This is a genomic window from Stenotrophomonas sp. STEN018, assembly GCF_056760235.1.
Genome location: NZ_JBRREK010000013.1, coordinates 83,744 through 92,980, shown reverse-complemented (window position 1 = coordinate 92,980; position 9,237 = coordinate 83,744). Strand labels below are relative to the sequence as shown.

The 9,237-nt window shown below is 61.4% G+C and carries 13 protein-coding genes; all 13 read right to left on the bottom strand.

Going from position 1 to position 9,237, the window contains the following annotated elements:
- Window positions 1–168 precede the first annotated feature (168 nt).
- A complete protein-coding gene (locus ACVOMB_RS07490) occupies window positions 169–1,536 on the bottom strand; it encodes a class II 3-deoxy-7-phosphoheptulonate synthase (protein WP_481530582.1) in 1,368 nt (455 codons plus the stop codon).
- Between the two features lie 28 nt (window positions 1,537–1,564).
- Window positions 1,565–2,080, bottom strand: coding sequence for a disulfide bond formation protein B (locus tag ACVOMB_RS07485; RefSeq protein WP_481530581.1), 516 nt, complete (start codon window positions 2,078–2,080; stop codon window positions 1,565–1,567).
- 145 nt (window positions 2,081–2,225) lie between these two features.
- Entirely contained in the window at window positions 2,226–2,612 is a 387-nt protein-coding gene (gene rplQ, locus ACVOMB_RS07480) for a 50S ribosomal protein L17 (RefSeq protein WP_303749039.1), read from the bottom strand.
- A gap of 194 nt (window positions 2,613–2,806) precedes the next feature.
- Window positions 2,807–3,805 (bottom strand): DNA-directed RNA polymerase subunit alpha, encoded by a 999-nt coding sequence (locus tag ACVOMB_RS07475; RefSeq protein ID WP_481530580.1) that lies wholly within the window; start codon window positions 3,803–3,805, stop codon window positions 2,807–2,809.
- 54 nt (window positions 3,806–3,859) lie between these two features.
- Window positions 3,860–4,489 (bottom strand): 30S ribosomal protein S4, encoded by a 630-nt coding sequence (rpsD, locus tag ACVOMB_RS07470; RefSeq protein ID WP_057629607.1) that lies wholly within the window; start codon window positions 4,487–4,489, stop codon window positions 3,860–3,862.
- Window positions 4,490–4,503: 14 nt separating this feature from the next.
- The gene (gene rpsK, locus ACVOMB_RS07465; RefSeq protein WP_057629606.1) at window positions 4,504–4,896 is read right to left on the bottom strand and encodes a 30S ribosomal protein S11; all 393 of its coding nucleotides are present in this window, start codon (window positions 4,894–4,896) and stop codon (window positions 4,504–4,506) included.
- A 12-nt stretch (window positions 4,897–4,908) separates the two neighbouring features.
- Complete coding sequence (gene rpsM, locus ACVOMB_RS07460) at window positions 4,909–5,265, bottom strand: 30S ribosomal protein S13 (RefSeq protein WP_057633111.1); 357 nt, start codon at window positions 5,263–5,265, stop codon at window positions 4,909–4,911.
- A 347-nt stretch (window positions 5,266–5,612) separates the two neighbouring features.
- Window positions 5,613–6,968, bottom strand: a complete 1,356-nt coding sequence (secY, locus tag ACVOMB_RS07455) for a preprotein translocase subunit SecY (protein ID WP_481516749.1) — start codon at window positions 6,966–6,968, stop codon at window positions 5,613–5,615.
- A 7-nt stretch (window positions 6,969–6,975) separates the two neighbouring features.
- A complete protein-coding gene (rplO, locus tag ACVOMB_RS07450; protein WP_481516750.1) occupies window positions 6,976–7,419 on the bottom strand; it encodes a 50S ribosomal protein L15 in 444 nt (147 codons plus the stop codon).
- A gap of 6 nt (window positions 7,420–7,425) precedes the next feature.
- Window positions 7,426–7,617: a 50S ribosomal protein L30 gene (rpmD, locus tag ACVOMB_RS07445; RefSeq protein ID WP_481513035.1), complete on the bottom strand. Its 192-nt coding sequence runs from the start codon at window positions 7,615–7,617 to the stop codon at window positions 7,426–7,428.
- Window positions 7,610–8,152, bottom strand: coding sequence for a 30S ribosomal protein S5 (gene rpsE, locus ACVOMB_RS07440; protein WP_057629601.1), 543 nt, complete (start codon window positions 8,150–8,152; stop codon window positions 7,610–7,612). Before rpsE ends, rpmD begins: the two co-directional genes overlap by 8 nt.
- A gap of 162 nt (window positions 8,153–8,314) precedes the next feature.
- Complete coding sequence (gene rplR / locus ACVOMB_RS07435; protein ID WP_481530579.1) at window positions 8,315–8,668, bottom strand: 50S ribosomal protein L18; 354 nt, start codon at window positions 8,666–8,668, stop codon at window positions 8,315–8,317.
- Window positions 8,669–8,701: 33 nt separating this feature from the next.
- Window positions 8,702–9,229, bottom strand: coding sequence for a 50S ribosomal protein L6 (gene rplF, locus ACVOMB_RS07430; protein ID WP_481530578.1), 528 nt, complete (start codon window positions 9,227–9,229; stop codon window positions 8,702–8,704).
- Window positions 9,230–9,237 lie beyond the last annotated feature (8 nt).

Below are 9,237 nucleotides of genomic sequence, written 5' to 3'. Positions count from 1 at the left end.
GCCATGCTCGGCATGAGGATTTACCGGTAACGCCTCTGCCGAGCATGGCTCGGCACTACGGGTGATGCTTTACCGGTAACGCCTCTGCCGAGCATGGCTCGGCACTACGGGTGACGCCCTGCCGGTAACGCCCCTGCCGAGCATGGCTCGGCACTACCGGTGCAGCCGTCAGCCTTGCTTGCGGACGATGGCCATGGCGATCTCCAGCGATTGCTCGTAGTTCAGGCGCGGATCTACGCTGGAACGGTAGGCACGCTCCAGGTCGCGCTCGGTGAGCTCACGCGCGCCGCCGGTGCATTCGGTCACATCCTCGCCGGTCAACTCCAGGTGCACGCCTCCAAGGCGCGTACCGGCCGCTGCATGCAGGTCGAAGGACATTTCTACTTCGCTGCGGATGTTGTCAAACCGCCGGGTCTTGTAACCGTTGCTGGTGCTCTCGGTATTACCGTGCATTGCGTCGCAGACCCACAGCACGCGGCGACCATCGCGCTTGATCGCATCCAGCAGCGGCGGCAGTTTGTCGGCAATCTGCGCCGCACCCATGCGATGGATGAAACTCAGCCGGCCCGGCTCGTCTTCAGGATTCAGTACATCGATCAAACGCAATAGCTGATCCGGCTGCACCGACGGCCCGACCTTGATCGCGATCGGATTGCGCACGCCGCGCAGGTATTCCACGTGCGCGCCATCCAGCGCAGCGGTGCGCATGCCGATCCACGGGTAATGCGTGCTCAGGTTGAACCAGCCGCTCTGGCGCGGCACCTGCCGGGTCAGCGCCTGTTCGTACGGCAGCAGCAAGGCCTCATGCGAGGTGTAGAAGTCCACGCGGTTGAGGTTGTGCACCTGCGAGCCCGACAAGGTCTCCATGAAGCGCACCGCGTCACCGATCGAGACCACCATCTTCTGGTACTCCTCGGCCAACGGCGAGCAGCGCATCCACGCCAGGTTCCAGTACTCAGGATGATGCAGGTCGGCGAAACCACCATCGATCAGCGCACGCACGAAGTTCATCGTCAGCGCCGAACGCGAATGCGCGGTGATCATCCGCTGCGGATCGGGCACGCGAGCAGCTTCGGTGAACGCTGGCGCATTGATCACGTCGCCGCGATAGCTGGGCAAGGTCACCCCGTCACGGGTTTCAGTATCGGCAGAACGCGGCTTGGCGTACTGGCCGGCAAAACGGCCAACCCGGATCACCGGCATGCGCAGGCCATGCACCATCACCAGGCTCATCTGCAGCAGCACCTTGAGCCGGTTTGAAATCGTGCCCGATTCGCAGTCGACGAAGTTCTCGGCGCAGTCGCCGCCCTGCAGCAGGAAGCGCTTGCCTTCCTGCGCCTCGGCCAGCTGCTGCTTGAGCGCGAAGATCTCCCACGAGGTCACCAGCGGCGGCAGCTGCCGCAGCTCGGTCAACGCCGCCTCCAGCGCCTGCGGATCGGGGTACGTCGGCATCTGCAGCGCAGGCTTGCCACGCCAGCTATCCGGCGCCCAGCTACTGGCGGTGGCGACGGATGACGGGGAGGAGGAAGCGTTCATGCAGATACCAATCGAAGAAGTGAAAGAGTCAGATCAAACGTTTTTTACGTGTGCGCAGGCCGGCATACAGCGCCCAGCCAGCAAGCAACACAAACCACACCAGGCTCCACATCGGCATGCTCAGGCCGAGGAAGGTCCAATCGATGTTGCCGCAGTCACCGGTGCCGGTCAGCACGGTACGGAACACTTCGAACGGGCCCATGGTTTCTGCGAGGAAGCTCAGCGGCGGGCCGCAGCTGCTGCCCAGGTCCTTCGGCAGCAACTGCACGTAGACGTGGCGCCCGGCGATGCCGATGCCCACCACGGCTGCCAGGAACGTCAACACGCCATAGCCGGCGCGACCGCCGCGACTGGTCGGCCCATGCAATGCGCCGAGCAGGAACAACACGCCGACGGCAGCAAATGCGATGCGCTGGTAGATGCACAGCGGGCACGGCTCCAGCCCCATCTGGATCTGCATGTAGATCGCAAATGCGAGCAGGCCAGCGCAGGTCAGCAAGCCCAGCAGGCACTGCGCACGGAAACTCCAACGCAAAGGGTTCATCGCAACTTTCCGGATTGAACAATGCAACAAGAGTAACAGGCCCTCCGCGCGCGATCAGCAGTGATGGCAGCTGTAACCACATAAACAAAAAAGCCCGGCCTAGGCCGGGCTTCTCTTGCATCCGTCGATGGACGGAAGCGTGCGATTACTCGCCGACTTCTTCCGCAACGGCGACCGGACGGTCAACCAGTTCAACGTAAGCCATCGGAGCGTTGTCGCCAGCGCGGAAACCGCACTTCAGCAGACGCAGGTAGCCGCCCGGACGGTTGGCGTAGCGCGGGCCCAGGATGGTGAACAGGACGCCTACGGCTTCCTTGTCACGCAGGCGGGCGAACGCCAGACGACGGTTGGCAACCGAATCAACCTTGGCCAGGGTGATCAGCGGCTCGGCAACGCGGCGCAGTTCCTTGGCCTTCGGCAGGGTGGTCTTGATCAGCTGGTGCTTGAACAGCGACGCAGCCATGTTCTTGAACATTGCTTCGCGGTGGGCGCTGGTACGGTTGAACTTGCGGCCCGACTTCATATGACGCATGGGTGTATTCCTTGGTTAATGGTGAGACGTTGGACTTCGTTGTCGCCATCCTGGCGTTGAAAGTGGACTGCGGATGGTCCTGGTCGCCCGTCCTGGACGACCGGCATTGCGGCGTTGTTTAACCGTCAATGCGGGTACTGCTGAAACAATATTCCCCCGCATGGTCGCCCATGCGGGGGAACAGGTATTACTTATCAGCCGAGCATGCCGTGAGCGGCGACACCGGCCGGCGGCCAGTTCTCCAGCTTCATGCCAAGCGACAAACCGCGCTGGGCCAGCACTTCCTTGATCTCGGTCAGCGACTTCTTGCCGAGGTTCGGGGTCTTGAGCAGTTCAACTTCGGTCTTCTGGATCAGATCGCCGATGTAGTAAATGCTCTCAGCCTTGAGGCAGTTGGCCGAACGCACGGTCAATTCAAGGTCGTCGATCGGGCGCAGCAGCACCGGATCCACGCCGTTGTTGGCCGGCTTGGCCGCACCGCGGTCGCGGTGGGTGAAATCACCGAACACCGACAGCTGATCGCTGAGGATGTCGGCCGCAGTGCGGACAGCTTCCTCGGCATCGATCGTGCCGTTGGTTTCGATATCAATGACCAGCTTGTCCAGATCGGTACGCTGTTCGACGCGAGCGGCTTCCACCGCATAAGCGACGCGACGGACCGGCGAGAACGAAGCGTCCAGCACCAGACGACCAATCGCACGCGACTCCTCGTCCGGACGACGACGCGCAGCAGCCGGCTGATAGCCGAAACCGCGCTCGACCTTCAGACGCATGTTGATCGACGTATCTTTGGTCAGGTTGCAGATCACATGGTCGCCGTTGATCACTTCGACGTTGTGGTCAACCTTGATGTCGGCAGCGGTGACAACACCCGGACCCTGCTTGGACAGGGAAACGGTGGCGCTGTCGCCGGTGTGCATACGGATCGCCACGTCTTTCAGGTTCAGCAGGACGTCAAGCACGTCTTCCTGCAGGCCTTCCAGAGTGGTGTACTCGTGCAACACGCCGTCGATCTCGACTTCGGTAATGGCGAAGCCCGGGATGGACGACAGCAGCACGCGACGCAGGGCGTTGCCCAGCGTATGCCCGTAACCACGCTCCAAAGGCTCGATCACGACCTTGGCGCGGGTCTCGGTAAGGCGTTCGATCTGCGGACCGCGAGGACGCAGAACCTGGTTTGCGGTAACCGTCATGTTGCGGGTTCTCCTGCGAACCTCCGGTGCAACCCGGAGGTTCTCCATTGTGAATTACTTCGAATACAACTCGACGATCAGCGCTTCGTTGATATCCGCAGGCAGGTCCGCACGATCCGGCACAGCCTTGAAGACGCCGCTGAACTTCTTCGAATCGACTTCGACCCACGACGGGCTGAGGTCGTGCTGTTCGGCAACGACCAGGGCTTCCTGGACGCGCAGCTGCTTGGCAGCCTTCTCAGACAGCGCAATCGCGTCGCCAGCCTTGATCTGGTACGAAGCCAGGTTGACCGACTTGCCATTGACCGTGACACCGCGGTGCGAAACCAGCTGACGAGCAGCCGGACGCGTCACTGCGAAGCCCATGCGGTAGACGACGTTGTCCAGACGGGTTTCCAACAACTGCAGCAGGTTCTCGCCGGTGTTGCCCTTCTTGGTCGAGGCCTTCTTGTAGTAGTTGCGGAACTGACGCTCCAGCAGACCGTAGATACGCTTGACCTTCTGCTTTTCGCGCAGCTGGGTAGCGTAGTCGGACAGCTTGCCCTTACGGGCAGTGGCGCCGTGCTGGCCGGGCTTTTGCTCCAGCTTGCACTTGGAATCCAACGCGCGGGCCGGGCTCTTCAGAGAGAGGTCGGCGCCTTCGCGGCGGGCGAGCTTACAGGTAGGACCGATATAACGAGCCATTTCTTATCGCTCCTTTAGACGCGACGCTTCTTCGGCGGACGGCACCCGTTGTGCGGGATTGGCGTCACGTCGATGATGTTGGTGATCTTATAGCCGACGTTGTTCAACGAACGTACGGCCGACTCACGGCCCGGACCCGGACCCTTGATGCGGACTTCCAGCGACTTCAAGCCGTAATCCAGCGCAGCCTTGCCAGCCTTTTCGGCGGCAACCTGAGCAGCAAACGGAGTCGACTTACGCGAACCACGGAAGCCAGCGCCACCGGAGGTCGCCCAGGACAGTGCATTGCCCTGACGGTCGGTGATGGTCACGATGGTGTTGTTGAACGAAGCGTGGACGTGGGCAACGCCATCAGTGATGACGCGCTTGATCTTCTTCTTGGTTTTTGCAGCAGCGGGCTTAGCCATTTCTTAGGTCCCTTACTTCCTGATCGCCTTGCGCGGACCCTTACGGGTGCGGGCGTTGGTACGGGTACGCTGGCCACGCAGCGGCAGACCGCGACGATGACGCAGGCCGCGGTAGCAACCCAGGTCCATAAGACGCTTGATTGCGATACCGATTTCGCGGCGCAGATCGCCTTCGACAATGTACTTGCCGACTTCGAGACGCAGGCGCTCGATTTCCGGCTCCGACAAATCGCGGATCTTGGTGGTCGAAGCAACGCCTGCGACTTCGCAGACCTTCTTCGAACGGGTACGGCCGATGCCGTAAATGCTTTGCAACCCGACCCAGACATGCTTCTGGGCTGGCAGGTTGACGCCTGCAATACGCGCCATGACGCGGTTCTCCAGCTGAGTGATGGCCGAATACGCACCATGAGGCGCGCCAATCCGGCAGGATGGATCAAAAATGTGAACTAGCGATACTAACAAGGCTTCGGTTTGCTTGGAAGCCCGTGGAACATACAGTTCCACAAGCCCGGCGTGGGGAGTGTGCCCATGCTCCGGCGCCGGATGTGCCTGGCAAGGAGAGAGGTCTCCAAGCCGCCCGCGCTACTCCCGCGCGGAACAACCACATCACACCCCCACCCGAAACCGCTGCAGGGGCCGCCCTTCTGTTTGGAAAGCCGCCCCGGGAACCGGAGCGGGTTTCTCGCTATGAAGCGGAAAGTATAACCGGTGAATCAGCCGCGTGCAAAACCGCCGCGGTTGCCACCCTTCAGGTTGGCCTTCTTCAACAGGCTCTCGTACTGGTGCGACATCAGATGTGCCTGAACCTGTGCGATGAAATCCATCACCACCACCACCACGATCAGCAGCGAGGTGCCGCCGAAGTAGAACGAGGCGTTGAGCTGGGTGCGCATGATTTCCGGCAGCAGGCAGACGATCACCAGGTACAGCGAGCCAGCAGCCGTCAGACGGGTCAGCACGGCATCGATGTAATCAGCGGTGGCCTTGCCCGGACGAATGCCCGGAATCAGCGCGCCCGACTTCTTCAGGTTGTCAGCGGTTTCCTGCGAATTGAACACCAGCGCGGTGTAGAAGAACGCAAAACCGGTGATCAAGCCAGCGAAGACGATCATGTGCAGCGGCTCGCCCGGACCCAGCGCGTTTGCCACCTTCTGCAGCCACGTGGCCGAGCTGGCCTGACCGGACCACATCGCCAGCGTTGCCGGGAAGGCAAGGATGCTGGATGCGAAGATCGCCGGAATCACGCCTGCCATGTTGAGCTTCAACGGCAGGAACGAGGTCTGGTTCATATAGGCGTTACGGCCACCCTGACGGCGGGCGTAATTGACCGTGATACGACGCTGACCGCGCTCCACGAACACCACGAAGTAGGTGAAAGCCAGCACCACCAGCACGATGATCAGCAACGAGATGAAGCTCATGTTGCCGTCACGGTAGGCTTCGACGGTGTGGATCACAGCAGCCGGCAAGCCAGCCACGATGCCTGCGAAGATGATCAGCGACACACCGTTGCCGATGCCACGCTCAGTCACCTGCTCACCCACCCACATCAGGAAGATGGTGCCTGCGGTGAGCGCGATGATAGCGGTCAACACGAAGCCCATACCCGGGGCATACACCACCGGTGCGCCGCCCGGCGATACCTGGTTCTGCAGTGCCAGCGCGATACTGCCGCCCTGCACTACCGCCAGGAGCACCGCGCCAATGCGCGAATACTGGGTGATCTTGCGACGACCCGACTCACCTTCCTTCTGCATGGCCTTCAAGGCCGGGAAGATGTGGACCGCCAGCTGCATCACGATGGATGCCGAGATATACGGCATCACATTCAACGCGAAGATACTGAAACGGTGCAGGGCGCCGCCCGAGAACATGTTGAACATGTCCACGATGCCGCCGCCCTGCGCCTGCATCAGCGCAAGCATGGCCTCGGGATTGACGCCCGGCACCGGCACATAACAGCCGATGCGATAGACGAGCAATGCCCCAAGTACGAACAGAAGGCGTTGGCGAAGTTCAGTGAACTTGCCTGCCCCTGCCGCGAGGTTACCGATGCCAGCTTGCGCCATGTTCCAGTTACTCCTGTACGCTGCCGCCGGCAGCTTCGATCGCGGCCTTGGCGCCGGCAGTAGCAGCAATACCCTTCAGGGTGAATGCCTTGCTCAGCTCGCCCTTGAAGACGACCTTGGCCTTCTTCGCGGTCGACGGGATCAGCTTGGCTGCACGCAGTGCGGCCAGGTCGATCTCGCCAGCTTCCAGACGATCAAGGTGGTAGGACAGCACTTCTGCAGTGTCCTTGGCCTTGTGCGAGAAGAAGCCGATCTTCGGCAGACGACGCTGCATCGGGGTCTGGCCGCCTTCGAAGCCAGCCTTGATCTTGCCGCCGCCCTTACGAGCGAACGAACCCTTGTGGCCGCGGCCGCAGGTCTTGCCCAGGCCGGAGCCGATGCCGCGACCGACGCGGGTGCGCACGGTACGAGCGCCCGGTGCCGGGCTCAGTTCATTGAGACGCATAGTCATGGTCGATTACTCCTCAACCTGGACGAGGTACTGAACCTTGTTGATCAGACCGCGAACCTGCGGGCTGTCTTTCAGTTCACGCACATCATTGAGCTTGTTCAGGCCCAGAGCACGCACCGACAGGCGGTGACGCGACTGGGTGCCACGCAGGCCGCGCACGAGGCGCACCTTGACGGTCTTGGCGACTTCATTAGCCATGGTTCAGATCCTCCACCTTCTTGCCGCGCTTGGCAGCAATACGGGCCGGGGACTGTGCACCTGCCAGACCCTTCAGGGTGGCACGGACCAGGTTGATCGGGTTACGCGAACCCACAGCCTTGGCCAGCACGTTCTTCACGCCAACGGCTTCCAGCACGGCACGCATTGCACCGCCGGCGATGACGCCAGTACCTTCCGAAGCCGGCTGCATGAACACGCGAGCTGCGCCGTGACCATCCTTGATGGTGTGCCACAACGTGCCGTTGTTCAGATCAACGCTGACCTGGTTCTTGCGAGCCTGCTCCATCGACTTCTGGATGGCGACCGGCACTTCGCGTGCCTTGCCGTAACCGAAGCCAACCTTGCCTTCGCCATCACCGACCACGGTCAGTGCGGTGAAGGTGAACTGGCGACCGCCCTTGACGGTCTTGCTGACGCGGTTGACCGCGACCAGCTTTTCGATCATGCCGTCGTCGACTTTTTCTTCACGGTTACGGTCGCGATCGCGACCCCGCTGCTGACGTTCTTCTGCCATTTCGATTCCTTGATTGATTGGGTTATGTACGGCTCGAAGCCGCTTATGGTTGTGTAGTGACGCAATGAATCGCCAGACGCTGCAGAAGAACGAAGGGCGCCCGGTACAAACCCGTACCGGCAGGCAGGCGGAAAGGGGCCAAAGGCCCCTTTCCTGTATTGCTTAGAACTGCAGGCCGCCTTCGCGGGCAGCATCAGCAAGAGCCTTGATGCGACCGTGGTAGCGGTAGCCCGAGCGGTCGAAAGCGACCTTCTCGATACCGGCAGCCTTGGCGCGCTCTGCAATCAGCTTGCCAACCTTGACGGCGGCTTCCATGTTCTTGCCGCTCTTCAGGCCTTCCTTGACGTCGGCCTGTGCGGTGTTGGCAGCAGCCAGCACCAGCGAGCCGTCGGCGGTGAAGACCTGTGCGTACAGGTGCTGACCGGTGCGCAGGACCGACAGACGTGCCACACCCAGGGTACGGATGTGCGAACGGGTCGACTTGGCGCGACGCAGACGTGCGATGTTCTTGTTCATGTTCTTTATCCTCGAAAGCTGAAAACCTAAGAATTAGGCCTTCTTGGCTTCCTTGCGAATGATGACTTCACCGGCGTACTTCACACCCTTGCCCTTATAGGGCTCCGGCGGACGGAAGCCACGGATCTTGGCGGCAACTTCACCAACAACCTGCTTGTCCACGCCCTGCACGACGATTTCGGTCTGCGTCGGGGTCGTGATGGTGATGCCTTCCGGCGCCACGAACAGGACAGGGTGGGAGAAGCCCAGCGACAGGTTCAGGTCCTTGCCCTGCATGGCAGCGCGGTAACCCACGCCAACCAGCTCAAGCTTGCGCTCGAAGCCTTCGGACACGCCCTGCACCATGTTGGCCAGGATCGCACGCACGGTGCCAGCCAGCGCGTCGAAGGAAATGTCCTTCGGGTTCAGCGTGGCAACGCCGTTGTCGAGAGTGATTTCAACGCCAGCGGTCTTGTTCAGCGACAGGGTGCCCTTCGGGCCCTTCACGCTCACAACTTCCGGCTGGATGGTCAGTTCAACGCCCTTGGGCAGGTTGATCGGCTTCTTGGCTACACGGGACATAGTGGACT